Below are 25,171 nucleotides of genomic sequence, written 5' to 3' on the forward strand. Positions count from 1 at the left end.
TTTTTAATTTTTTTCATTCACCAGGAAGCTGGCGAACTGCGGCGAATGCCAGGTTTTGAACCCGTCGGCCTCTTTAACGATCATATACACCGCCAGCCCTTCCTGACGCACCACCTCTTTGGCTTTCTCCGGACCGAGAACCATTAACCCGGTGTCCCAGGCATCCGCTTCCAGCGCGGTCGGTGCAATAACCGTCACCGACACCAGATTATGCGTAATGGGTCGCCCGGTCTGCGGGTCGATAACGTGCGAAATACGCTTCCCGTCAAGCTCGTAATAGTTACGGTAGCTCCCTGAGGTGCTGATGCCATGTCCGTTGATGTCCACCATCGCCTGCACGGCATTTTGTTGATCGGTCGGTTTTTGAATCGCTACGCGCCACGGTTTGCCGCTGGCGTTCATGCCCCGGCTGACTAACGCGCCGCCCACTGATACCAGATAGCGGGAGATGCCTTCCTGCGCCATCAGCGCAGCCAGATGATCCGCCGCATAACCTTCGCCTACCGTCGACAGATCGACAAACAGATCGGGAATATCTTTTTGCAGGTACTGTTGACCGTACTGATTGATCACCGTCAGATGCTGTAGCCCTGTCCGGGCGCGGGCGTCATCAATGGCCGCCTGATCGGGCGTGGTCGCCGGCTGCTTGTTGGGGCCAAATCCCCAGAGGTTCACCAGGGGCCCCACCGTCACGTCCATCGCCCCGTTGGTTTTGTAGCCCACGCGCATGGACTCGGTCACGATATCGGCCATCGCCTCGCTCACCGGCCACAGGGAGGTACTGCTTGAAAGGTTAAAGCGCATCAGCGCCGAGTCATTTTTGTAGGTCGACAGCAACTGATCGTCTGCATCCAGCTGTGACTGAATTTTGCTACGCAGTTCTTCGGCGCGTGCCTTATCAAGATTCATTACGCTGACGCGCCAGAAAGTGCCCATCGTTTTGCCTTCGAGCACCGTCGCCGCGGGGGCGTCGGTGGTGGTCTCCGGCGTGGAAGCGTCACAAGCGGTCAGGAAAAAAAGGATTGCCAGGAAGCTGGCGCGTAAAAAAGTCATGTCCATTCATTATTATCCTCATGCCAGGGCGGCAAGAGTACACCAAAACGGGTGAATTGTGAGAGCCTAAAAAAAACACAAAAAAGGGGCCGTGAGGCCCCTGAGTCATACCGTGTAGCGATTAGAACTGGTAAACCAGACCCAGCGCGACGATATCGTCTGTACTGATACCTGCCTGACGGGTGAAGTCTTTGTCATCCAGCAGGTTGATTTTGTAGTCCACATAGGTAGACATGTTTTTGTTGAAGTAGTAAGTCGCGCCCACATCAACATATTTCAGCAGATCCTGGTCGCCGTAGCCTTCGATGTCCTTACCTTTAGACTGCAGGTAAGCCACGGATGGACGCAGACCAAAGTCGAACTGGTACTGAGCGACCACTTCGAAGTTCTGTGCTTTGTTAGCAAAGCCGTAAATGTCGCTGCTGCTCTGAGAGTTGCCGAAACGCGTTGCGTTATAGGTCTGGGAGTATTGCGCCGCCAGGTAAATGTTGTTGGCGTCGTATTTCAGACCACCCGTATAGACTTCAGCACGATCGCCTTCGCCTTTCAGCGCCAGGTTACCCGTGTCGTTCTGGTCAGCGGTACGTTTGGAAGAAGACAATGCACCACCGATGCTGAAGCCTTCACCCAGGTTATAGGTCAGGGACGCACCGTAGCCGTCGCCGTTCTGTTTCAGGGTGCTACGACCGGTGTCGTTTTCACCGCTTACGCTGCCGTTTTTACCCTGATACTGCAGAGCAAAGTTCAGGCCATCCACCAGACCGAAGAAGTCCTGGTTACGGTAGGTTGCTACGCCGTTAGCACGGGACTGCAGGAAGTTATCTGCACCGTAAGTGTCTCCACCAAATTCTGGCAGAACGTCGGTCCAAGAGGTCACGTCGTAGATCACGCCGTAGTTACGACCGTAATCGAAAGAACCCGCTTCAGCGAACTTCAGACCCGCGAACGCCACACGCGTCCAGGCCTGGTTGTCGCTTTCAGAGGTGTTGCCCTGGATCTGGTATTCCCACTGGCCGTAACCGGTCAGCTGATCGTTAACCTGGGTTTCGCCTTTGAAGCCAAGACGCATGTAGGTCTGGTCGCCATCAACGCTGTCGTCATCGGAGAAATAGTGCAGACCATCCACTTTACCGTACAGATCTAATTTGTTGCCGTCTTTGTTATAAATTTCAGCCGCATTTGCTGCGCCTGCCACCAGCAGAGCTGGTACCAGGAGGGACAGTACTTTAACTTTCATTTTATTAACCCTCTGTTATATGCCTTATAATTGCCACTGCTTACTGGTTAACCCTCATTAACCAGTCGGCAATTTCATTCTCCGCAAAATTACAGAATAATCCAATGCGAATATGATACGAAAACTTTGAAGATGTTTCATTTATCTATCAACATGTTTCAAAATGTAAACATAAAGGAACTTTTACAAAGCACAAATAGCTTAGAAATTTAGCACTTATAATCAAACGAGAAAATCACCACATTAATATCAACAAGTTACAATAAAATACGTTACCGCACTGAATGACAAAACAAGATCGCGCCTAATCTCTAAAATATCTCTCGCTATCATCATTAACTTTATTTATTACCGTCATTCAGTTTTGAATGTCTGTTTATCCCTAATTCAACCGGATGCTTCGCATTCGGTTTTTTTTTACCTTTCTTTACGTAACCTTTCTTTTTTTGTGCTACCGCCGTGTAATTGTAACGACTATTAACTAAACGTCCGCCGGATCGCTGTCGAAAGCTCGTAATTCTCGAAAAACTTAATTTCTTGTTAATTCGTGCTATTTGCCGACTGGTGATGCGCCATATTTGTACGACTCTGACGACTTTGTACATGTCTGGAGCCCGTCTGGCGACGATATTGTCCGTTGAAAAAGTCGCCTGTTCCAGGACAGTGGCGCTGGAAATTCAGTTATTACCCTTTATACTGCCCTATCGCCACAGAGCACGACCATAACGGGTTAAAGATATCAATGAGTCAGACTGAAACTACCGCCCCGAGCAAATTCTCCCTCCTTCCCGGGAGCATCACCCGTTTCTTTCTTCTTTTGATCGTTGTGCTGTTAGTCACAATGGGCGTTATGGTCCAGAGCGCGGTGAACGCCTGGCTGAAGGATAAGAGCTATCAGGTCGTTGATATCACCCACGCCGTACACAAGCGCATTGATACCTGGCGCTACGCCACCTGGCAGATTTACGACAACATCGCGGCAGCACCGGCCTCGTCATCCGGCGACGGACTTCAGGAGACGCGGCTTAAGCAGGATGTCTATTATCTTGAGAAACCGCAGCGTAAGACCGAAGCGCTTATTTTTGGCTCTCACGACAGCGCCACACTTGAGATGACGCAGCGAATTTCAACCTATCTGGATACCCTCTGGGGTGCCGAGACGGTGCCGTGGTCGATGTACTACCTGAACGGTCAGGACAACAGCATGATCCTGATTTCGACCCTGCCGTTAAAAGATCTCTCGTCCGGGTTTAAAGAGACAACCGTGGGCAGCATTGTTGATTCCCGCCGCGCTGAGATGCTGCAGCAGGCGAACGCCCTCGATGAACGGGAAAGCTTCTCGTCCCTGCGTCGGCTGGCCTGGCAAAATGGCCACTATTTTACCCTGCGTACCACCTTTAACCAGCCGGGGCATCTGGCAACGGTCGTGGCCTTCGATTTACCGATTAATGATTTAATCCCGCCGGACATGCCGCTCGACAGCTTCCGTCTGGAGCCAGACAACAGTACCCAGAATATGCGTTCGGCACCTGATAAAGAGGCCGCAGAGAGCGTATCGATCTCCTTTAATGGCTCGAAAATAGAGATTGCCTCGTCGCTGAACTCGACCGGCATGCGTCTGGTGTGGCAGGTGCCGTTTGGCACCCTGCTGCTTGATACCCTGCAAAATATCCTCTTGCCTCTGCTGCTGAATATTGGCCTGCTGGCGCTGGCCCTGTTTGGCTACAGCACGTTTCGTTTCCATCCAGGGCGCCAGAGCGACGCTTCTGCGGTTCCGGCCGGAACCAGCAATGAGCTGCGCGTACTCCGCGCGCTGAATGAAGAGATTATTTCCGTACTGCCGCTTGGGGTGCTCGTTCACGATCAGGAGGCGAACCGTACGGTGATGAGCAATAAAATTGCCGATCATCTGCTGCCGCATCTTAACCTGCAGAACATCACCACCATGGCGGATCAGCATCAGGGCGTCATTCAGGCCACCATAAATAATGAACTGTACGAGATCCGTCAGTTCCGCAGCCAGGTCGCCTCCCGCACGCAGATCTTCATCATCCGCGATCAGGACAGGGAAGTGCTGGTGAATAAAAAGCTCAAGCAGGCGCAAAGACTGTATGAGAAAAACCAGCAGGGACGCGCCGCTTTTATGCAAAATATCGGCGATGCCTTCAAGCAGCCGTTAAGGGCGCTGGCAAGCCAGGCGGCGGCGTTGAATACCTCTGAAAGCCATCAGCTTGCCTGCCAGGCCGACTCGCTGGTGCGTATGGTCGATGAGATCCAGCTGGCGAACATGCTGGAGAATGATTTCTGGAAGGGAACGCCAACCCTCTTCTCCATCCAGGATCTGATCGATGAAGTGGTTCCGGAAGTTCTGCCCGTGATTAAGCGGAAAGGGCTGCAGCTGCTGATCAATAACCATTTGTCCGCGAATGACGAACGCCATGGCGATCGAGAAGCGCTGCGTCGCATTCTGTTGATGATTATTCAGTATGCCGTCACCACCACGCAGATCGGCAAGATCACCCTGGAAGTGAATACGGACGAGTCGGCTGAGGATCGCCTGACGTTCCGCATTCTGGACACCGGGGAAGGTGTCACGACAAGTGAAATTGATAATCTCCACTTCCCGTTCCTGAATGACACACAAAGCGATCGCTACGGCAAAGCCAATGCCCTGACCTTCTGGCTGTGCGACCAGCTGGCACGTAAGCTTGGCGGCCACCTGAATATTAAAGCCCGCGAATCCCTCGGCACCCGTTATTCTCTGCACGTGAAAATGGCCGCCAATCCGCAGGAAGAAGACGAAGAACGTCTGCTGGATGATGTCGTGGTGATGGTTGATGTGACCTCAAATGAGATCCGCAATATAGTGGTTCGTCAGCTGGAAAACTGGGGTGCGGCCTGCATCACGCCGGATGAAAGACTTGCAAGTCAAGAATTTGATCTGTTTTTAACGGATAATCCGTCTAATCTTACTGCCTCAGGCTTGCTTTTAAGCGATGATGAGTCAGGCGTGCGAAAAATCGGCCCAGGCCAGTTGCGCGTCAACTTTAATATAAGCAATGCGATGCAGGAAGCTGTACTACAACTAATAGAAGAGCAACTGGCGCAGGAAGAGATAGCGGAATCACCGTTAGGCGGCAATGAAAATGCCGAGCTTCACGCCAGCGGATACTATTCACTCTTTGTTGATACAGTACCAGATGATGTTAAGCGGTTGTATACTGAGTCCGCTGCGAATGATTTTGCAGCGCTGGCACAGACAGCACACCGGCTTAAAGGGGTGTTTGCCATGCTTAATCTGGTTCCCGGCAAGCAGTTATGTGAAACGCTGGAACATCTAATTCGTGAGAAAGATGCCTCTGGCATTGAAAAATACATCAGCGACATTGACGCCTACGTCAAAAGCTTGCTGTAGCAAGGTAGCCTAATACATGAACAATATGAACGTAATTATTGCCGATGACCATCCGATTGTACTGTTCGGTATTCGCAAATCACTTGAACAGATCGAGTGGGTGAATGTAGTCGGTGAATTTGAAGACTCTACAGCACTGATCAATAACCTCCCAAAGCTTGATGCACACGTGCTCATTACCGATCTCTCCATGCCCGGAGACAAGTACGGTGATGGCATCACGCTCATCAAATATATTAAGCGTCACTTCCCGGACATCTCGATCATTGTTCTGACCATGAACAACAACCCGGCGATCCTGAGCGCCGTGCTGGATCTGGATATCGAAGGGATTGTGCTGAAACAAGGCGCACCGACCGATCTGCCAAAAGCGCTCGCCGCGCTGCAGAAAGGCAAGAAGTTCACCCCTGAGAGCGTCTCTCGTCTGCTGGAAAAAATCAGCGCGGGCGGCTACGGTGACAAACGTCTGTCGCCAAAAGAGAGCGAAGTTCTGCGCCTGTTTGCAGAAGGTTTCCTGGTGACCGAGATCGCCAAGAAACTGAACCGCAGTATTAAAACCATCAGCAGCCAGAAGAAATCAGCAATGATGAAACTGGGCGTGGACAATGATATTGCTCTGCTGAACTATCTCTCCTCCGTTACGCTGAGCGCAACGGACAAGGATTGATCCCAAACGGGTGTGCGGCCTGATGCCCTCACCCCGCCCTCTCCCACTGTACAGTCCGGGGACATGGTAGACAGGTGTTCGGGGACATGGTGAACACTTTTTAACACCCTTTACCCATGGTGATCGACTTTTTCTTCAGGTCGATCACCCCCACTTTCGTGCTGTACCACCACACTTCATAGCAGCCATCCTCCTGCGTCTCCTTCAGTCCGACCCGCTCTCCCCTGAACGCTTTACCCGCGCTCAGACTCACCCCTTTCACGCTCAGCTTTCCGCTGATATCCACTTTCCTGACCATCACGCCCTCGTCGTATTCCGGGGGCGTTGTGTTGCCGCTGTACCGTCGCGATGACGGCTGATACCGCGAGCCCGGTACCGCCATATCCAGCGCCTCATGCGGGCGTTCAAGGTTATAGACCGTCCGCCAGTGGTCGAAGGCGCGCTGCAGTTCACCGCTGTCCGCGAACCACTTCCCCTGCAGCACTTCCGCCTTCAGGCTGCGGTGAAAACGCTCCAGCTTGCCCTGCGTCTGCGGATGATACGGCCGGGAGTGCCCCACCCGGATACCCTGGCGCATCAGCCACAGCTCCAGCGCCGTCCAGGTGCCGGTGGTGTCTCCCCACGGTGAGCCGTTATCCATCGTCATCCTGTCCGGCAGGCCGTAGCGTTCAAACACGCTGACCAGCTGCTGCTGCACGGTCTCTCGACGTTCATCGTTACAGTGCACCAGGCACAGGGAAAAACGGGAGTGGTCGTCCAGCAGGGTGAGCGGATGGCAGCGGCCACCGCCAAAGGGAAAGTGGCCCTTAAAATCCATCTGCCAGAGCCGGTTGGGCGCGTCATGTTCGAACCGTCCCGTGGCGGGAATGCCCGGTGAAGTGCCCGGCAGCAGGCCGTGACGGGCCATCAGGGTATGAACGGTGCTGAAGGCGGGCATGGTGTGCCCCTGGTCTTCCAGCCAGCGTTTAATCTTGCGGGCTCCCCAGCGTTGATGACGGTCATGGGCCATGCGCAGCAGGGCAGTGATGTCGTCAGATGAGCGGTTCGGGGAATGGTGCGGTATGCGCGGGCGGTCCTGAAGGCCGGAGGCCCCTTCCTCCGTCCAGCGACGAAGCCACTTGTAGCCGGTGGCAGGTGAAATGCCGAAGCGACGGCAGAGGGAACGGATATTCGCCCCGTCCTGCGAGGCGAACAAAACAAACTCGGTACGTAATGACATGGTATCTCTCGCATCCCAGGGCATAAGCGACTCCATAAACGGGTTCTTATGCCTTAGTTGTAAGTGTCTACCATGTCCCCGAACAAGCGTTCACTATGTCCCCGGACCGTACACCACGGGGAGAGGGGGAAAAACGTAAAAGGCCCTTACGGGCCTTTTTTATATTCTGGTTTTTCGTACCCGGTCTGCGTAAATCGACAGTGTCTGCTTCAGCACGTCCAGCGTCACCGGCTTCGACAGACAGCTGTCCATGCCTGACTCCAGACAGCGCTGCTTCTCCTCCGCCAGCGCATTCGCCGTGACGCCTACCACCGGCAACGTCAGGCCAAGCTGCCGGATGCGCTGCGTCAGGCGGTAGCCATCCATGTTCGGCATGTTGACGTCACTGAGTACGATATCAATATGATTTTTACTCAACACATTTAGCGCATCCACGCCATCATTCGCGGTTTTGCACTGGTAGCCAAGCGATCCGAGCTGGTCAGCCAGCAGGCGGCGGTTAATCGGATGGTCATCCACCACCAGAATCATCATATCGTCATTCACCGACGCCAGCGCCTCCGGTGAGGGCAATCCACCCGCACTGTCGCTCTCTTCCAGCTGCACCTTGTAGATGCGCGCCAGCAGGCTCAACAACTCATGCGGCGTTGCGACACTGTGTACCCACTCCCCAGGCGCACGTTCAACCGGGATGCCAATGTGGCGACGACAGAACATTACCACGCCTCTTCCCTGCCACGGCTGTTCCAGCATCTCGTCGGTAATCAGCACATCATCGACGTCCGGCGTCTGGCCTTCATAACCCGAGACCCGCACGCCGCTGTGGGTCAGCAGTGCCGTCAGATAATCATTCAGCGAAGCATTGTGCACTGCCAGCCAGCAGCGCTTATCGCTTAGACCATCAACCGTCGCTTTCGCCGGATACTGCGCCGAATAGAGCGGAATACGAATGGTGAACTGGCTGCCCATGCCGGGCTCGGTATCCACCGAGATATCGCCGTCCATCATGCTGACGAGTTTCTCACAAATCGCCAGCCCCAGTCCGGTGCCCTGGAAGTTACGCTGCACGCCGGTCCCCACCTGGAAGAACGGGTCAAACAGACGAACCACTTCCTTCGCCGGGATGCCCACCCCTGTGTCGCGCACGCGAATGCTCAGGTAATCCCCCGCCCGGCGGACGTGCAACACAATGCAGCCGATATCGGTGAATTTAATGGCATTGCTGAGCAGGTTAGAGATAACCTGCTGCAGACGCATCGGATCGCCGTGCAGCGTCAGCGGCACATCCGGTTCGATAAAGCAGTAAAGCCCCAGCTGTTTACGCACCACCAGCGGCAGATAGTTGGCACTGATATGGTTCATCACCTCGCGCGGTGAAAACTCCCGCGGTTCGATTTTTAGCTGCTCAGACTCAATTTTAGAGAAGTCGAGAATATCGCTAATGATTTTCAGCAGCAGACTGGAGGAGTTGTTCATCGCCGTCACCAGCCTGTCGACCCCTTTCGGCAGCTCTTTCGTCTGCAGCAGATCGAGGTTACCGATAATCCCGTACAGCGGCGTGCGCAGCTCGTGACTGACCGTCGCAAGGAACATCGATTTCGACTGGCTGGCCTGCTCGGCAGCCTGGGCCATCTCCTGCAACGACTCTTCCATCTTCACGCGGGCGGAGACATCCACCAGCACGCAAATCGCCACGTTTTCATTGCGATAGCGGGAATGGACAAAGCTGATCTGCAGGTTGGTATGGGTACTGGTGAGTACGTCGACAAAGTTAACCTGCTGACCGCAGATAATCTGCGTCAACCGCTGCCGGTCCTCATGCGTCAGCATGTTCAGGTAGTTATGCGCCAGCTCGTTACTCAGAATATTGGTGCCGTCCTGGGTACGCAGAATGCAGATCCCCACCGGGGCCGAGGCGACAATCTTACGGTTAAACTGCTCATGCTCCTCCAGCCGCTGGGCGTCGCTTTCGGCGGGAATAAAGATTTTCCGCTCATACATGCGTGCCAGGGTAAACAACGCGCCACCCGCCAGCAGGTTCAGCAGAATGGCATTCATGATAAGAATGCGTATCCGCTCGAGCACCATGTCCACCGGCAGCGAATAGACAATACTCAGCGAAGAAGGCGGCAGACTTTTCTTCAGCACCAGCTCGCGGAAGCCTGAGGTATAACCAAACCATGACCGCTCCTGCATCCATTGCGGTTCAACGTTTAAACGGTTATCGGGTCCGGCAAGGGAGATCAGCTGATGACCGTTTTCATCCAGAATGGTCACCCCCATGGGCAAGCTACCCGGGGTAAAGAAGTTTTCCATGCGAATGGTCTGCTCAATCCCCAGCAGTGCCTGCAGGCGATTGCCGAGATAGACCGGGGTCAGGGCGTAGAAATAGCCCACACCCGTACGCGGGCCCTGGCTAACCCAGAAGATGTTATTCCCGCGCTCGTCCTGCGGCGCATTGCGATATTTCACGATACGTTCATGCAGGCTTTTCAGCGCATCATCACGCTCAACGGGCACATCGCGCAGACCAAAATCCGCCATGCAGAGATTTTCACTGCCAATCAGGAATACGCGGTTCAGGTCATAGGCGGCGGAGAAATTATCACGCCAGTAACGCATGAACCAGGCAAGTGATTCCAGCGACCCGCGCCAGGTGTTGCTCAGCGTGGAACAATCGGAATCCGGAAACAGGGGCTGGAAGTCCGGGACTTCGGTTTTATCACTCCGGCCGCGAAGCGCAAGAATACCGTTTTCCGCCGTGAGGCGATTTTCGGCAATATACTTCAGCTCCTTCATCACGTCAGACGTTCGCTGAATGTAGCGCTGGGCCTGGTCGGAGCTTAAATTAAACTCCTGGCGGATCTCCGCTTCTTTCTGGTGCAGCGCGTTAACGATGTAAAACACCGAGAACAGGGCCACCAGCAGCCAAAGCAGGAGCGCCAGCGCCCGAAACAGATAGCGAGAAACTTTCAGCGTAGTACGAAAGGAGACGAGGTATTTCAAAGGGGCGAGGCTCCGCCGTCGGGGTCAAAAGAATGTGGTTAAGGTAGCGGTAAACGCGCCAGGTCGCAACGTTGACTTATCTGCTTGTGCAAAAGAAAAGGGCCGGAATCCGGCCCTTTTTTGCATCAGGAGACATTACTCGTCAGCGTCGTCCGCTGCATCATCATCGGTGTCGGCTTCCGGCGCGATATCATCATCACCTTCCGCGACGCTACCGTCGATGGAGTCGAGCTCTTCGTCATCCACTGGTTCAGCAACGCGCTGCAGACCTACCACGTTTTCATCTTCCGCAGTGCGGATGAGGATCACACCCTGGGTGTTACGACCCACGACGCTGATCTCAGAAACGCGAGTACGCACCAGCGTACCGGCATCGGTGATCATCATGATCTGATCCGCGTCGTCTACCTGCACCGCGCCAACAACGGAACCGTTGCGCTCGGTCACCTTGATAGAGATAACGCCCTGCGTGCCGCGAGACTTGGTTGGGTATTCCCCTTCCGCCGTACGTTTACCGTAACCATTCTGCGTGACGGTCAGGATGGCTCCTTCACCGCGCGGAATGATCAGCGAAACGACGCTGTCTTCGCCCGCCAGCTTGATACCGCGAACGCCCGTCGCGGTACGGCCCATTGCGCGAACGGCGTCTTCTTTGAAGCGCACCACTTTACCGGCAGCAGAGAAGAGCATGACTTCATCGGAGCCCGAGGTCAGATCGACGCCAATCAGCTCGTCGCCTTCGTTCAGGTTCACCGCGATGATACCGGCAGAGCGTGGACGGCTGAATTCTGTCAGCGCGGTTTTCTTCACGGTACCGCTGGCGGTCGCCATAAAGACGTTCACGCCCTCTTCGTACTCGCGTACCGGCAGAATGGCGGTGATACGTTCGTTCGCTTCCAGCGGCAGCAGGTTAACGATTGGACGACCACGTGCGCCACGGCTCGCTTCCGGCAGCTGATAGACTTTCATCCAGTACAGACGACCCCGGCTGGAGAAGCAGAGGATCGTGTCATGGGTGTTCGCCACCAGCAGACGGTCAATAAAGTCTTCTTCTTTAATACGTGCCGCAGACTTGCCCTTACCGCCACGACGCTGTGCTTCGTAGTCGGTCAACGGCTGGTACTTCACGTAGCCCTGGTGAGACAGGGTCACAACAACGTCTTCCTGATTGATCAGGTCTTCGATGTTGATGTCCGCGCTGTTGGCGGTGATTTCGGTGCGACGCTCATCGCCGAACTGATCGCGGACCAGCTCCAGCTCTTCACGGATCACTTCCATCAGGCGCTCTGCGCTGCCCAGGATGTGCAGCAGTTCAGCGATCTGCTCCAGCAGCTCTTTATATTCGTCGAGCAGTTTTTCATGCTCAAGGCCAGTCAGTTTCTGCAGACGCAGATCCAGAATCGCCTGGGCCTGCTGTTCAGTCAGGTAGTACTGACCGTCACGCACGCCAAACTCAGGCTCCAGCCACTCAGGACGCGCCGCGTCATCACCCGCACGCTCCAGCATCGCCGCGACGTTGCCCAGATCCCACGGACGGGAAATCAGCGCGGTTTTCGCTTCCGCCGGGGTTGGCGCGCGACGGATCAGCTCGATGATCGGGTCGATGTTGGCCAGCGCAACTGCCAGCGCTTCAAGAATGTGGGCACGGTCACGCGCTTTGCGCAGTTCAAAGATGGTACGGCGGGTCACCACTTCACGACGGTGACGCACGAACGCGCTCAGGATCTCTTTCAGGTTCATGATCTTCGGCTGACCATGGTGCAGTGCAACCATGTTGATACCGAAGGAGACCTGAAGCTGAGTCTGGGAGTACAGATTGTTCAGCACAACCTCACCCACCGCGTCGCGTTTGATCTCAATCACGATGCGCATCCCGTCTTTATCAGACTCGTCACGCAGCGCGCTGATGCCTTCAACGCGTTTTTCTTTTACCAGCTCGGCGATTTTCTCAATCAGACGCGCTTTGTTCACCTGATACGGGATCTCGTGAACAATGATGGTTTCGCGGCCGGTTTTGGCGTCCGCTTCCACTTCAGCGCGGGCACGGATGTAGATCTTGCCGCGACCGGTACGGTACGCTTCTTCGATACCGCGACGACCGTTGATGATCGCCGCCGTCGGGAAGTCCGGGCCCGGGATGTGTTCCATCAGCCCTTCAATGCTGATGTCTTCATCGTCGATATAGGCCAGGCAGCCGTTGATCACTTCCGTGATGTTGTGCGGCGGAATGTTGGTTGCCATACCTACGGCGATACCGGACGAACCGTTGACCAGCAGGTTAGGGATTTTCGTTGGCATAACGTCAGGAATTTTTTCCGTGCCGTCGTAGTTATCAACGAAATCAACCGTCTCTTTTTCCAGGTCGGCCATCAGCTCATGGGCAATCTTCGCCAGACGGATTTCCGTATAACGCATTGCCGCGGCGGAGTCGCCGTCGATAGAACCAAAGTTACCCTGACCATCTACCAGCATGTAACGCAGCGAGAATGGCTGCGCCATACGGACGATAGTGTCGTACACCGCGGAATCACCATGGGGATGGTATTTACCGATTACGTCACCAACGACACGGGCAGATTTTTTGTAGGCTTTATTCCAGTCATTGCCCAATACGTTCATGGCGTATAGTACGCGACGGTGTACCGGCTTCAGGCCATCGCGGACGTCCGGCAGCGCACGGCCAACAATGACCGACATCGCATAGTCCAGATAGGAGCTCTTCAGCTCTTCCTCGATGTTAACCGGTGTAATTTCTCTCGCAAGGTCGCTCATCTAACCGCTATCCCTCTACTGTATCCCGGATTCAAAGGTCGCAAATTATAACACAGCCGAGGTGATACAGGTAAACCTATACGCTTTATTCACGGGGATTGCCTGATATACTCATTCGTCTTGCTAAATAAGGAGTAAAAGCGCCCATGAATGCCGAAAAATCCCCGGTGGCTCACAACGTTGACCACGAAGAGATTGCCAAATTTGAAGCGGTGGCCTCCCGCTGGTGGGATCTCGAAGGTGAGTTCAAACCGCTGCATCGCATTAATCCGCTGCGTCTGGGCTATATCGCGGAGCGTTCCGGCGGTCTGTTCGGTAAGAAAGTGCTCGATGTCGGCTGCGGCGGCGGTATCCTGGCTGAGAGCATGGCGCGCGAAGGGGCGAACGTCACGGGTCTGGATATGGGCTTCGAGCCGTTGCAGGTTGCCCGTCTGCATGCCCTGGAGTCGGGTATTCAGGTTGAATATGTGCAGGAAACCGTCGAAGAACACGCGGCGAAACATGCTCATCAGTACGATGTGGTGACCTGCATGGAGATGCTGGAGCACGTTCCCGATCCGCAATCCGTGGTGCACGCCTGTGCAAAACTGGTGAAACCGGGCGGCCAGGTCTTCTTCTCGACCATCAACCGTAATGGTAAAGCCTGGCTGATGGCCGTCGTCGGTGCGGAGTATGTGCTGCGCATGGTGCCGAAAGGGACGCACGACGCGAAGAAATTCATCAAGCCTGCGGAGTTGTTAAGCTGGGTTGACCAGACGTGGCTCAAAGAGCAGCACATTACCGGCCTGCACTACAATCCGCTGACCAATAAATTCAAACTCGCACCGGGCGTTGATGTTAACTATATGTTGCACACGACCGCCAAAAACGACTAACGTCATTCGTTATTCTTATAAAGATTGCGCGACATCATGTTGCGCAATTCTGACCACCCGTCGAAGAAATCAGCACTCGATCAAATTTTGAATTTTTTTTCTTAATTATTGACATCTCTTCCAGGCCTTACAGCATGAGGACTTAGCCTTTTTTACCCTTTCACAACCTCAATTTAACGTCAAAATCAACCCTTGTGCTGAAAAGATTCGATACTAGAATACTCACCATATAGCGTTTTTCTTATCGCAAACCCCCTATATGTAGTATTTATCCACAGAGTTAGTCACAAGACGGTTCTGTGGATAAGCGGGGGATATTTTTTATTTCACGGACAGGTAAACCCCACATGAATCAGAGTCTGCTGGTGACAAAGCGCGACGGTACTACCGAGCGTATCAATCTGGACAAAATCCATCGAGTTCTCGACTGGGCAGCAGAAGGACTGAACAACGTATCTATCTCCCAGGTTGAACTGCGTTCTCACATCCAGTTCTACGACGGCATTAAAACGTCTGATATCCACGAAACCATCATCAAAGCGGCGGCAGACCTGATCTCCCGCGAAGCACCGGATTATCAGTACCTTGCGGCACGTCTGGCCATTTTCCACCTGCGTAAAAAAGCCTACGGCCAGTTTGAGCCGCCGAAGCTGTACGACCACGTGGTGAAAATGGTTGAGCTGGGCAAATACGACACGCATCTGCTGGAAGACTATACGGAAGAAGAGTTCGAGCAGATGAACGGGTTTATCGATCACTGGCGCGATATGAACTTCTCCTATGCGGCAGTGAAGCAGCTCGAAGGCAAATATCTGGTTCAGAACCGTGTCACCGGTGAGATCTACGAAAGCGCCCAGTTCCTCTATATTCTGGTGGCCGCCTGCCTGTTCTCCAACTATCCGCGTGAAACCCGTCTGGACTACGTGAAGCGTTTCTACGATGCGGTCTCTACGTTCAAGATTTCTCTGCCTACGCCAATCATGTCTGGCGTGCGTACCCCAACCCGTCAGTTCAGCTCCTGCGTACTGATCGAGTGCGGTGACAGCCTGGATTCCATCAACGCCACCTCCAGCGCCATTGTGAAATACGTTTCCCAGCGTGCCGGTATCGGTATCAATGCCGGCCGCATTCGTGCGCTGGGCAGCCCGATTCGCGGCGGTGAAGCGTTCCACACCGGCTGTATCCCGTTCTACAAACACTTCCAGACGGCCGTGAAATCCTGCTCTCAGGGCGGCGTGCGCGGTGGTGCAGCGACCCTGTTCTACCCAATGTGGCACCTGGAAGTGGAAAGCCTGCTGGTCCTGAAAAACAACCGCGGCGTGGAAGGCAACCGCGTGCGTCACATGGACTACGGCGTACAGATCAACAAGCTGATGTATACCCGTCTGCTGAAAGGCGAAGATATCACCCTGTTCAGCCCGTCTGACGTCCCGGGCCTGTATGACGCGTTCTTCGCCGATCAGGACGAGTTCGAGCGTCTGTATACCAAATACGAAAAAGACGACAGCATCCGTAAACAGCGCGTGAAAGCGGTCGACCTGTTCTCCCTGATGATGCAGGAACGTGCCTCTACCGGTCGTATCTACATCCAGAACGTTGACCACTGCAACACCCACAGCCCGTTTGACCCGGTTGTTGCACCAGTGCGCCAGTCTAACCTGTGCCTGGAGATCGCCCTGCCGACCAAACCGCTGGAAGACGTGAACGACGAAAACGGTGAAATTGCGCTGTGTACGCTGTCCGCGTTCAACCTGGGTGCGATTAAGAGCCTGGACGAGCTGGAAGAGCTGGCTGTGCTGGCCGTCCGCGCCCTCGACGCCCTGCTGGACTACCAGGATTACCCAATCCCGGCCGCCAAACGCGGTGCGATGGGCCGTCGTACCCTGGGTATCGGCGTGATCAACTTCGCCTACTGGCTGGCGAAAAACGGCAAGCGTTACTCTGACGGCAGCGCCAACAACCTGACCCACCAGACGTTTGAAGCCATTCAGTACTATCTGATGAAAGCCTCTAACGAGCTGGCGAAAGAGCAAGGCGCGTGCCCGTGGTTCAACGAAACCACCTATGCGAAAGGCATTCTGCCTATCGACACCTATAAGAAAGACCTGGATGCGATTGTCAGCGAGCCGCTGCATCTCGACTGGGAAGGCCTGCGCGAGTCCATCAAGACCTACGGCCTGCGTAACTCCACGCTCTCTGCCCTGATGCCGTCCGAGACCTCTTCGCAGATCTCCAACGCCACCAACGGTATTGAGCCACCGCGCGGCCACGTCAGCATCAAAGCCTCGAAAGACGGCGTGCTGCGTCAGGTGGTGCCGGATTACGAGACGCTGGGTGACAACTACGAGCTGCTGTGGGAAATGCCTAACAACGACGGCTACCTGCAGCTGGTGGGTATCATGCAGAAATTTATCGACCAGTCGATCTCTGCCAATACCAACTACGACCCGACGCGCTTCCCGTCTGGCAAGGTTCCGATGCAGCAGCTGCTGAAAGACCTGCTGACCGCCTACAAATTTGGCGTGAAAACCCTGTACTATCACAACACCCGTGATGGTGCGGAAGACGCGCAGGACGACCTGGTTCCGTCAATTCAGGACGATGGCTGCGAAAGCGGCGCATGTAAGATCTAAGCACTTTGCCGGGTGGCGCTACGCTTACCCGGCCTACGATTTTGGAGGCCCGGCAAACGCAGTGCCGCCGGGCAATAAAATCTCAACAGGACTCACCGCAATGGCATATACCACCTTTTCACAGACGAAAAACGACCAGCTCAAAGAGCCGATGTTCTTCGGCCAGCCGGTCAACGTGGCACGCTACGATCAGCAAAAATATGACATCTTCGAAAAGCTGATTGAAAAGCAACTCTCCTTCTTCTGGCGTCCGGAAGAAGTGGACGTTTCCCGTGACCGTATTGACTACCAGTCGTTGCCGGATCACGAAAAACATATCTTCATCAGCAACCTGAAATACCAGACGCTGCTGGACTCCATTCAGGGACGTAGCCCAAACGTGGCGCTGCTGCCGCTGATCTCCATTCCTGAGCTGGAAACCTGGGTAGAAACCTGGGCGTTCTCCGAGACGATCCACTCCCGCTCTTACACCCATATCATCCGCAACATCGTCAACGATCCGGCGGTGGTATTTGACGATATCGTCACCAATGAGCAGATCCAGAAGCGCGCGGAAGGCATTGCCCATTACTACGACGAGCTGATTGAGATGACCAGCTACTGGCATCTGCTGGGCGAAGGCACTCACCATGTGAACGGTAAAACCATCACCGTGAACCTGCGTGCGCTGAAAAAGCAGCTGTATCTGTGTCTGATGAGCGTCAACGCGCTGGAAGCGATCCGCTTCTACGTGAGCTTTGCCTGCTCCTTCGCCTTTGCCGAGCGCAAGCTGATGGAAGGTAACGCCAAAATCATCCGTCTGATCGCCCGTGACGAAGCTCTGCACCTGACCGGTACCCAGCACATGCTGAATCTGCTGCGCAGCGGTTCGGACGACCCGGAGATGGCGCAAATTGCCGAAGAGTGCAAACAGGAGTGCTATGACCTGTTCGTGCTGGCGGCCCAGCAGGAGAAAGAGTGGGCAGACTATCTGTTCCGCGACGGCTCCATGATTGGCCTGAACAAAGATATTCTGTGCCAGTACGTTGAGTATATTACCAACATCCGTATGCAGGCGGTTGGTCTCGACCTGCCGTTCCAGACGCGCTCTAACCCGATTCCGTGGATCAACACCTGGCTGGTGTCCGATAACGTGCAGGTGGCGCCACAGGAAGTGGAAGTCAGTTCTTACCTGGTCGGTCAGATTGATTCTGAAGTGAACACTGACGACCTGAGCGACTTCCAGCTCTGATGACGCGCGTCACGCTGAGCCTTTCGGGCACCGAAGTGCTGTGCCAGGAAGAGCACCCTTCCCTGCTGGTGGCGCTTGAAGCGCATCAGGTGGAGGTGGAGTACCAGTGTCGTGAAGGTTATTGCGGCTCCTGCCGCTGCCGCCTGGTCGCAGGCCAGGTGGACTGGCTGACCGAACCGCTGGCCTTTATCAACGAAGGGGAAATTTTGCCCTGCTGCTGCCGGGCAAAAGGCGATATAGAAATCGAGATGTGATTGTGTCGGGTGACGCTTCGCTTACCCGACCTACAAAACCGCAGTTCGTAGGCCGGGTAAGGCGCAGCCGCCACCCGGCAATTTCAGCGTTTATCCTTCAAAAAACTCACCGCTTTATCCGGGAAATCCGTAAACAGTCCGTCCACGCCCGCCTGGTTGTACAACACTTCATAAAGCTGATTCACGTCCGTGGCATACGGCGGCAGCTGGTCTGCGCGCACCGTGTACGGATGGACCTGCATCTTGCTGGCATGCGCCTCTTTCACCATCGCCGTCAGCTTCACGTGGCCCGGTGTAGAGCCCTCTGCCACCAGCATGTGATAATCCGGCCCGATACCGTCAGCGTACTGCGCTATCTGCTTCATCGCGCCCGGCTTAAACATCCAGTCGTAGTTGTAGTTTACCCACTTGCCGTCCGGCTGCTTCTCCTGGGTTTCATTCCAGTCGGTGTAGGCAATCAGCTGCACCAGATTGAGATCCATCCCCATCTTCGGCTCCAGCTCGGTCTTGATGCGCTTGAGCTCAGCAGCATCAAAACACTGCAGGTAAACCTTGTCCTTCTTGCTGGTGTAGCCGTACTGCTTCAGCACTTCCAGCGTTTTCGCGGCAATGTCTTTCCCTTCCTGATGGTGGAACCACGGCGCCTTGATTTCCGGGTAGATGCCGATATTTTTCCCGGTTGAATGGTTCAGCCCCTGAACAAACTCAATCTCGTCCTGGAAGGTATGGATCCGGAAGTCAGATTTGCCCATCGGGAAACGTCCCGGATAAACCTGCTTCTTCTTGCCATTTTCAATCTCAAAGCCTTCCGTGAACTTCAGCGAGCGGATCTCTGCCAGCGTGAAGTCAATGGCGTAGTAGCGGCCATCTTTGCGGGCGCGGTCCGGGAAACGCTCCGCCACGTCCGTCACGCGGTCAAGGTAGTGATCGTGCAGGACAACCAGCTGGTCATCCTTCGTCATCACCAGATCCTGCTCCAGATAATCCGCGCCCTGCGCATAGGCCATCGCTTTTGCCGGCAGCGTATGCTCCGGCAGATAACCGCTCGCACCGCGGTGGGCGATGACGATTTTATCTGCCGCCAGCGCGGACCCGGTCATCAGGCCCGCCAGCAGCAGGCCCGTCGCTAACTGTGTTAATTTCATTACAATGCTCCTTATTGACGACGCGCCAGCACTTCCGCGTGGTGACGTTTTTCACCGATCATCACAACAACCAGCAGCAGGACCGCCAGCACGCTGCCGCCAATCATCACCATAAAACCGCCGTCCCAGCCGAAGAAGTCAACGGTGTAGCCGACAATGGCGCTCGCCGCGACCGAACCGCCCAGATAGCCAAACAGACCGGTAAAGCCCGCCGCCGTGCCTGCCGCTTTTTTCGGTGCCAGCTCCAGAGCGTGCAGACCAATCAGCATTACCGGACCGTAAATCAGGAAGCCGATGACGATCATACAGGCCATATCGACTGATGGGTTGCCCGGCGGGTTGAGCCAGTAGACCACGGTGGCGATGGTGACCAGAGTCATAAAGAAGACGCCCGTCGCACCGCGGTTGCCTTTAAACACTTTGTCCGACATCCAGCCGCAAATCAGGGTGCCCGGGATCCCCGCATATTCATACAGGAAGTAGGCCCAGGAGGATTTATCCAGCGCGAAGTGCTTCACCTCTTTCAGGTAAGTCGGCGACCAGTCGAGAATGCCGTAGCGCAGCAGATAAACGAACACGTTGGCGACCGCGATATACCACAGCAGCTTGTTAGGCAGCACGTACTTCATGAAGATCTGCTTTGCCGTCAGCTCTTCTTCGTGCTTCTCGCTGTAATCGTCCGGGTAGTCGTTTTTGTACTCCTCAATCGGCGGCAGGCCGCAGGACTGCGGCGTGTCACGCATCAGGGCGAAGGCAATAATCGCCACCAGAATGGCGCCAAAGGCCGGCATGTAGAGCGCCGCATGCCAGTCGTTAAACCAGGCCATCCCCAGCAGGAACAGCAGAGGCGGAATGCCGCCCCCCACGTTATGCGCACAGTTCCATACCGACACGATGCCGCCACGCTCTTTCTGCGACCACCAGTGCACCATGGTACGTCCGCATGGCGGCCATCCCATCCCCTGGAACCAGCCGCAGAGGAACAGCAGCACGAACATGATGGCAATGCTGGAGGTTGCCCACGGCACAAAGCCCATAAACAGCATGACCGCGGCCGCGAGGATCAGACCCGCCGGCAGGAACACGCGCGGATTCGAGCGATCCGAGACGGACCCCATGATGAATTTGGAAAAACCGTAGGCGATGGAGATCCCCGACAGCGCGAACCCCAGATCGCCGCGCGAAAAGCCCTGCTCCACCAGATACGGCATAGCAAGCGCGAAGTTTTTGCGCACAAGGTAATACGCCGCGTACCCGAAGAAGATCCCGAGGAAAATTTGCCAACGCAGACGGCGGTATAGCGGATCAATTTCTGCCTCTGGCAGACGCGCCCGATGCGGCGCAGGTTTGAAGATACTGAGCATGACAGCCTCCGTGGCCAGCTATTGAATTTACAGGGGTTTAACTGCCCCATACTCCAGAGAGGTCGCGATGTTAAGAAATCACGGTGATTGTTACTGTGAATCAACGCACAAATTGTTACAGAAATATGACAAGATGCGCAAAAAAGCGCATGAAATCACGTTTCACTTTCGAATTTCGCTCGTTTGTGTTCGAAATCAAACAAACCACAGTTTTCATGTGGCTAAATGATAAAAAACGAACACTGAGGGATGACAATGACAATTCACGATCCACGCTTTCGCGATGTGATTATCATTGGCGGTGGCGCAACCGGCGCCGGTATCGCACGCGATTGTGCCCTGCGGGGGTTAAGCGTCACGCTGGTGGAGCGCCATGACATTGCGACAGGCGCAACCGGACGCAATCATGGACTGCTTCACAGCGGCGCCCGCTACGCCGTGACGGACGGCGAATCAGCACGCGAATGTATCGCCGAAAATCAGATCCTGCGGCGTATTGCCCGCCACTGCATTGAGCCGACCGACGGTCTGTTTATTACTCTTCCCGAAGACGATCTCGCCTTTCAGTCAACCTTTTTGACGGCATGTCATGCGGCGGGGATTCAGGCCGAGGCCATCGACCCGGCCCTCGCGCGCCGCATTGAACCCGCCGTCAACCCTGCCCTGACGGGCGCGGTCAAAGTGCCCGACGGGACGGTTGATCCCTTTCGCCTGACGGCCGCCAATATGCTGGACGCCCGCGAGCATGGGGCGCACATCCTGACCGGGCACGAAGTAACCGGGCTGATCCGTGAAGGCCATCGCATCTGCGGCGTGCGGGTGTTTGATACGCAATACAACGAACACAGCGAGCTGTTTGCCTCCGTCGTCATCAATGCCGCCGGGATCTGGGGTCAACGTATTGCGGAATATGCTGACCTGTCGGTACGCATGTTCCCGGCGAAAGGCTCCCTGCTGATCCTCGACCACCGCATTAATAACCATGTGATCAACCGCTGCCGCAAACCCTCCGATGCCGATATTCTGGTGCCGGGCGATACCATTTCGTTAATCGGCACCACCTCCACCCACGTGGACTACAGCGAAATTGATTACAACCGCGTGACCGCCGAAGAGGTGGACATCCTGCTGCGCGAAGGGGAAAAACTGGCCCCGGTCATGGCGCAGACCCGGATCCTCCGCGCGTATGCCGGCGTCCGCCCGCTGGTGGCCAGCGACGACGATCCGAGCGGGCGTAACGTCAGCCGCGGCATTGTGCTGCTCGATCACGCCGCGCGCGATGGCCTGGACGGGTTTATCACGATTACAGGCGGCAAGCTGATGACCTATCGTCTGATGGCCGAGTGGGCGACGGATGCCGTCTGCCGCAAGCTGGGCAATACCGAACGGTGCGTGACGGCAGAACAGCCTTTACCCGGATCGCGCCAGTCTACCGAGAAAACGCTGCAAAAAATCATCTCCCTGCCTGCGCCGCTGCGCGGGTCCGCAATTTACCGCCACGGCGACAGAACGCCACAGTGGCTCGGTGAAGGACGATTGAGCCGCAGCCTGGTGTGCGAGTGCGAAGCCGTGACCGCTGGTGAAGTGCAGTACGCGGTGGAGAACCTGACGGTCAATAGCCTGCTCGATCTCCGCCGCCGCACCCGCGTCGGAATGGGAACCTGCCAGGGTGAGCTCTGCGCCTGCCGTGCCGCCGGGCTGCTGCAGCGTTTTCATACCACCACCGCCACCCAGTCGCTCGATCAGCTCAGCGCGTTTTTAAACGAGCGCTGGAAGGGTATTCAGCCTGTCGCCTGGGGTGATGCCCTGCGGGAAAGCGAGTTTACCCGCTGGGTCTACCAGGGACTTTGCGGTCTTGAGAAGGAGCAACACGATGAAATTTGATGCCGTGATTGTCGGCGGCGGGCTGGCAGGCCTGCTTTGTGGAATCAAACTCACAAAGCAGGGGCTGCGCTGCGCCATTATCACCCGGGGACAGAGCGCCCTGCACTTTTCGTCAGGCTCGTTGGATCTGGTGGACGAAACCTGCCGCGAAAAGCTGCCGCCGGAGCACCCGTATCACCTGATTGGCGCGCAACATATTGACCGCTTTGCCCTGGAAACCGAAGCGCTGCTGGCAGAGTGCGGAGCACGTCTGCAGGGAAGCGCCAGGCAAAATCATCAGCGCGTCACGCCGCTTGGCACCCTGCGTTCCGCCTGGCTCAGCCCGGAGGAGGTGCCCGTTGCCCCGTTCAGCGCCGCGCGCGTGCGGGTGGTGGGCATCAGCGGTTTTCTGGATTTTCAGCCCCATCTCGCGGCAGCGTCACTCTGTCGCCAGGGGGTTAATGCTGACACCGCAGAGATAGAGCTGCCAGAGCTGGACGTTCTGCGCGATAACCCAAGTGAATTTCGCGCGGTAAATATCGCCCGTTTCCTTGATAACGAAGAGAAATGGCCGCTGCTGTATGAGGCACTCAGCCCGCTTGCGGCAGGATGCGATGCGCTATTGATGCCCGCCTGCTTTGGCTTAAACGACAACCGACTCTGGCGCTGGCTCTCAGACCGTCTGCCCTGCACGCTCGGTTTGTTGCCCACGCTGCCCCCTTCCGTACCCGGCATTCGCCTGCATACCCAACTCCAGCGCCAGTTTGTTGCGCAGGGTGGCGTCTGGATGGCAGGGGATGAAGTGAAAAAAATTACCCTGACGGACGGCGCGGTGAACGAAATCTGGACACGCAACCACGATGATATCCCCCTTCGGGCCCGTTATACGGTGCTGGCCAGCGGCAGTTTCTTCAGTAACGGGCTGCTGAGTAGCCGGGAGGGCATCCGGGAAGCCATTATGGGGCTGGATGTCCGGCAGAGCGCCTCCCGCGCGGACTGGTACCAGAGCGATTTCTTCTCGCCGCAGCCCTGGCAACAATTTGGCGTCATCGTCAATAACCGGCTACATCCGCAGCTTGCCGGTAAGCCCGTCAGTAATCTTTTTGCCATTGGCTCGCTGCTGGGTGGATACGACCCCATCGCCCAGGGCTGCGGTGGCGGCGTCTGCGCCGTTACGGCGCTGTATGCGGCAGAGCAGATTAGCCAGCGCATGGAGGCTGAACAATGAACGATACCCGTTTTGAAAGCTGCATCAAATGCACGGTGTGTACCACGGTCTGCCCGGTCAGCGGCGTCAATCCACGCTATCCAGGCCCGAAACAGGCCGGGCCGGACGGCGAACGCCTGCGCCTGAAGGACGGCAAGCTGTACGACGAAGCCCTGAAGTACTGCATCAACTGCAAACGCTGTGAAGTCGCCTGCCCATCGGATGTGAAAATCGGCGATATCATCCAGCGCGCCCGGGCGCGCTACAGCACGCAAAAACCGTCACTGCGAGACGCCATTCTGAGCCATACCGATCTGATGGGCAGCCTGTCGACACCGTTCGCTCCGCTGGTAAACGCCGCAACCGCCCTCAAACCGGTGCGTCAGCTGCTGGATGCCACACTTAAGATCGATCATCACCGCAGCCTGCCGAAATATTCTCACGGCACCTTCCGCCGCTGGTACACGTCCGTCGCGGCGAAGCAGGCGCAGTATGCCGACCAGGTGGCTTTTTTCCACGGCTGCTACGTGAACTACAACCACCCGCAGCTGGGGAAAGATCTGCTGAAGGTGCTGAACGCCATGGGAACAGGCGTACAGCTACTGAACAAGGAGAAGTGCTGCGGCGTGCCGCTGATTGCCAACGGGTTTACCGATAAAGCGCGCAGGCAGGCGCAGAGCAACGTCACGTCGCTGCGCGAAGCCATCGTCGAGAAAGGTATTCCGGTGCTGGCGACCTCCTCCACCTGTACCTTTACCCTGCGCGATGAGTACCCCCATCTGCTGGATGTGGATAACCGCGGGCTGCGCGAGCACATCGAGCTGGCGACGCGTTTCCTGTGGCGCAAACTGGACAGCGGGCAGACCCTGCCGCTCAGAAAATTGCCCCTGAAAGTGGTGTATCACACGCCGTGTCATATGGAGAAAATGGGTTGGTCGCTGTATACGCTGGAGCTGCTGCGGTTAATCCCGGGCCTGGAGCTGACGGTGCTGGATTCACGCTGCTGCGGAATTGCGGGAACCTACGGCTTTAAACGGGAAAACTACGCCACGTCACAGGCAATTGGCGCCCCGCTGTTCCGTCAGATTGAAGAGAGCGGCGCGGATATCGTGGTGACCGACTGCGAAACCTGCAAGTGGCAGATTGAGATGTCCACAAGCTTACGCTGTGAACATCCGATTACCCTGCTGGCGAAGGCGCTGGGCTGAACATGGCCGGGGCGAAAGGCCC

At 55.7% G+C, this 25,171-nt stretch carries 16 protein-coding genes; 9 read left to right on the plus strand and 7 right to left on the minus strand.

Annotated features, from left to right (window positions below; genetic code table 11):
* Positions 1-3 precede the first annotated feature (3 nt).
* A complete protein-coding gene (gene apbE / locus C1N69_RS15505; RefSeq protein ID WP_025760346.1) occupies positions 4-1,059 on the minus strand; it encodes an FAD:protein FMN transferase ApbE in 1,056 nt (351 codons plus the stop codon).
* 115 nt (positions 1,060-1,174) lie between these two features.
* Entirely contained in the window at positions 1,175-2,290 is a 1,116-nt protein-coding gene (locus C1N69_RS15510) for a porin OmpC (RefSeq protein ID WP_047959134.1), read from the minus strand.
* Between the two features lie 742 nt (positions 2,291-3,032).
* Here C1N69_RS15510 and rcsD point away from each other — a divergent pair.
* Both rcsD and rcsB read left to right on the plus strand, forming a co-directional pair.
* Positions 3,033-5,705, plus strand: coding sequence for a phosphotransferase RcsD (gene rcsD / locus C1N69_RS15515; RefSeq protein WP_025757208.1), 2,673 nt, complete (start codon positions 3,033-3,035; stop codon positions 5,703-5,705).
* A 16-nt stretch (positions 5,706-5,721) separates the two neighbouring features.
* Entirely contained in the window at positions 5,722-6,372 is a 651-nt protein-coding gene (gene rcsB, locus C1N69_RS15520; RefSeq protein ID WP_003859405.1) for a response regulator transcription factor RcsB, read from the plus strand.
* A gap of 100 nt (positions 6,373-6,472) precedes the next feature.
* On the opposite strand, the gene C1N69_RS15525 is transcribed toward rcsB, so the two are convergent.
* The 3 genes from C1N69_RS15525 to gyrA form a co-directional block, all read right to left on the minus strand.
* A complete protein-coding gene (locus C1N69_RS15525) occupies positions 6,473-7,615 on the minus strand; it encodes an IS481 family transposase (RefSeq protein ID WP_047959517.1) in 1,143 nt (380 codons plus the stop codon).
* Between the two features lie 135 nt (positions 7,616-7,750).
* A complete protein-coding gene (rcsC, locus tag C1N69_RS15530; protein ID WP_025757207.1) occupies positions 7,751-10,597 on the minus strand; it encodes a two-component system sensor histidine kinase RcsC in 2,847 nt (948 codons plus the stop codon).
* A gap of 135 nt (positions 10,598-10,732) precedes the next feature.
* Positions 10,733-13,369, minus strand: a complete 2,637-nt coding sequence (gyrA, locus tag C1N69_RS15535; protein ID WP_095441342.1) for a DNA topoisomerase (ATP-hydrolyzing) subunit A — start codon at positions 13,367-13,369, stop codon at positions 10,733-10,735.
* 146 nt (positions 13,370-13,515) lie between these two features.
* Here gyrA and ubiG point away from each other — a divergent pair, with 146 nt between their 5' ends.
* From ubiG to yfaE, 4 genes are all read left to right on the plus strand, one after another.
* Complete coding sequence (gene ubiG, locus C1N69_RS15540) at positions 13,516-14,244, plus strand: bifunctional 2-polyprenyl-6-hydroxyphenol methylase/3-demethylubiquinol 3-O-methyltransferase UbiG (protein WP_025757205.1); 729 nt, start codon at positions 13,516-13,518, stop codon at positions 14,242-14,244.
* A gap of 347 nt (positions 14,245-14,591) precedes the next feature.
* A complete protein-coding gene (gene nrdA / locus C1N69_RS15545; protein WP_025757204.1) occupies positions 14,592-16,877 on the plus strand; it encodes a class 1a ribonucleoside-diphosphate reductase subunit alpha in 2,286 nt (761 codons plus the stop codon).
* A 100-nt stretch (positions 16,878-16,977) separates the two neighbouring features.
* Positions 16,978-18,108, plus strand: a complete 1,131-nt coding sequence (gene nrdB / locus C1N69_RS15550) for a class Ia ribonucleoside-diphosphate reductase subunit beta (protein ID WP_045286072.1) — start codon at positions 16,978-16,980, stop codon at positions 18,106-18,108.
* On the plus strand, positions 18,108-18,362 hold the full coding sequence (gene yfaE, locus C1N69_RS15555; RefSeq protein ID WP_025757202.1) for a class I ribonucleotide reductase maintenance protein YfaE: 255 nt from the start codon (positions 18,108-18,110) through the stop codon (positions 18,360-18,362). Before nrdB ends, yfaE begins: the two co-directional genes overlap by 1 nt.
* 83 nt (positions 18,363-18,445) lie before the next feature.
* Here the strand turns inward: yfaE and glpQ are convergent, their stop codons facing one another.
* Together glpQ and glpT are read right to left on the minus strand one after the other, a co-directional pair.
* A complete protein-coding gene (glpQ, locus tag C1N69_RS15560) occupies positions 18,446-19,507 on the minus strand; it encodes a glycerophosphodiester phosphodiesterase (protein WP_047959136.1) in 1,062 nt (353 codons plus the stop codon).
* Between the two features lie 11 nt (positions 19,508-19,518).
* A complete protein-coding gene (gene glpT / locus C1N69_RS15565) occupies positions 19,519-20,871 on the minus strand; it encodes a glycerol-3-phosphate transporter (RefSeq protein ID WP_025757200.1) in 1,353 nt (450 codons plus the stop codon).
* 255 nt (positions 20,872-21,126) lie between these two features.
* Between glpT and glpA the strand changes: the two genes are divergently transcribed.
* The 3 genes from glpA to glpC are packed head-to-tail and all read left to right on the plus strand — an operon-like array spanning position 21,127 to position 25,149.
* Positions 21,127-22,755, plus strand: coding sequence for an anaerobic glycerol-3-phosphate dehydrogenase subunit A (glpA, locus tag C1N69_RS15570; protein WP_059385214.1), 1,629 nt, complete (start codon positions 21,127-21,129; stop codon positions 22,753-22,755).
* Positions 22,745-23,962, plus strand: a complete 1,218-nt coding sequence (glpB, locus tag C1N69_RS15575) for a glycerol-3-phosphate dehydrogenase subunit GlpB (protein ID WP_155031506.1) — start codon at positions 22,745-22,747, stop codon at positions 23,960-23,962. Before glpA ends, glpB begins: the two co-directional genes overlap by 11 nt.
* Positions 23,959-25,149, plus strand: a complete 1,191-nt coding sequence (glpC, locus tag C1N69_RS15580) for an anaerobic glycerol-3-phosphate dehydrogenase subunit GlpC (protein WP_025757198.1) — start codon at positions 23,959-23,961, stop codon at positions 25,147-25,149. Before glpB ends, glpC begins: the two co-directional genes overlap by 4 nt.
* Positions 25,150-25,171: the final 22 nt, after the last annotated feature.

The sequence above is a fragment of the Enterobacter sichuanensis genome (assembly GCF_009036245.1).
Taxonomy (GTDB): domain Bacteria; phylum Pseudomonadota; class Gammaproteobacteria; order Enterobacterales; family Enterobacteriaceae; genus Enterobacter; species Enterobacter sichuanensis.

Bases quoted from the DNA above. Each gene is read 5' to 3' on its own strand.
- apbE (WP_025760346.1), bottom strand. From the start codon at position 1,059: ATGGACATGACTTTTTTACGCGCCAGCTTCCTGGCAATCCTTTTTTTC.
- C1N69_RS15510 (WP_047959134.1), bottom strand. From the start codon at position 2,290: ATGAAAGTTAAAGTACTGTCCCTCCTGGTACCAGCTCTGCTGGTGGCA.
- rcsD (WP_025757208.1), top strand. From the start codon at position 3,033: ATGAGTCAGACTGAAACTACCGCCCCGAGCAAATTCTCCCTCCTTCCC.
- rcsB (WP_003859405.1), top strand. From the start codon at position 5,722: ATGAACAATATGAACGTAATTATTGCCGATGACCATCCGATTGTACTG.
- C1N69_RS15525 (WP_047959517.1), bottom strand. From the start codon at position 7,615: ATGCCCTGGGATGCGAGAGATACCATGTCATTACGTACCGAGTTTGTT.
- gyrA (WP_095441342.1), bottom strand. From the start codon at position 13,369: ATGAGCGACCTTGCGAGAGAAATTACACCGGTTAACATCGAGGAAGAG.
- ubiG (WP_025757205.1), top strand. From the start codon at position 13,516: ATGAATGCCGAAAAATCCCCGGTGGCTCACAACGTTGACCACGAAGAG.
- nrdA (WP_025757204.1), top strand. From the start codon at position 14,592: ATGAATCAGAGTCTGCTGGTGACAAAGCGCGACGGTACTACCGAGCGT.
- nrdB (WP_045286072.1), top strand. From the start codon at position 16,978: ATGGCATATACCACCTTTTCACAGACGAAAAACGACCAGCTCAAAGAG.
- yfaE (WP_025757202.1), top strand. From the start codon at position 18,108: ATGACGCGCGTCACGCTGAGCCTTTCGGGCACCGAAGTGCTGTGCCAG.
- glpQ (WP_047959136.1), bottom strand. From the start codon at position 19,507: ATGAAATTAACACAGTTAGCGACGGGCCTGCTGCTGGCGGGCCTGATG.
- glpT (WP_025757200.1), bottom strand. From the start codon at position 20,871: ATGCTCAGTATCTTCAAACCTGCGCCGCATCGGGCGCGTCTGCCAGAG.
- glpA (WP_059385214.1), top strand. From the start codon at position 21,127: ATGACAATTCACGATCCACGCTTTCGCGATGTGATTATCATTGGCGGT.
- glpB (WP_155031506.1), top strand. From the start codon at position 22,745: ATGAAATTTGATGCCGTGATTGTCGGCGGCGGGCTGGCAGGCCTGCTT.
- glpC (WP_025757198.1), top strand. From the start codon at position 23,959: ATGAACGATACCCGTTTTGAAAGCTGCATCAAATGCACGGTGTGTACC.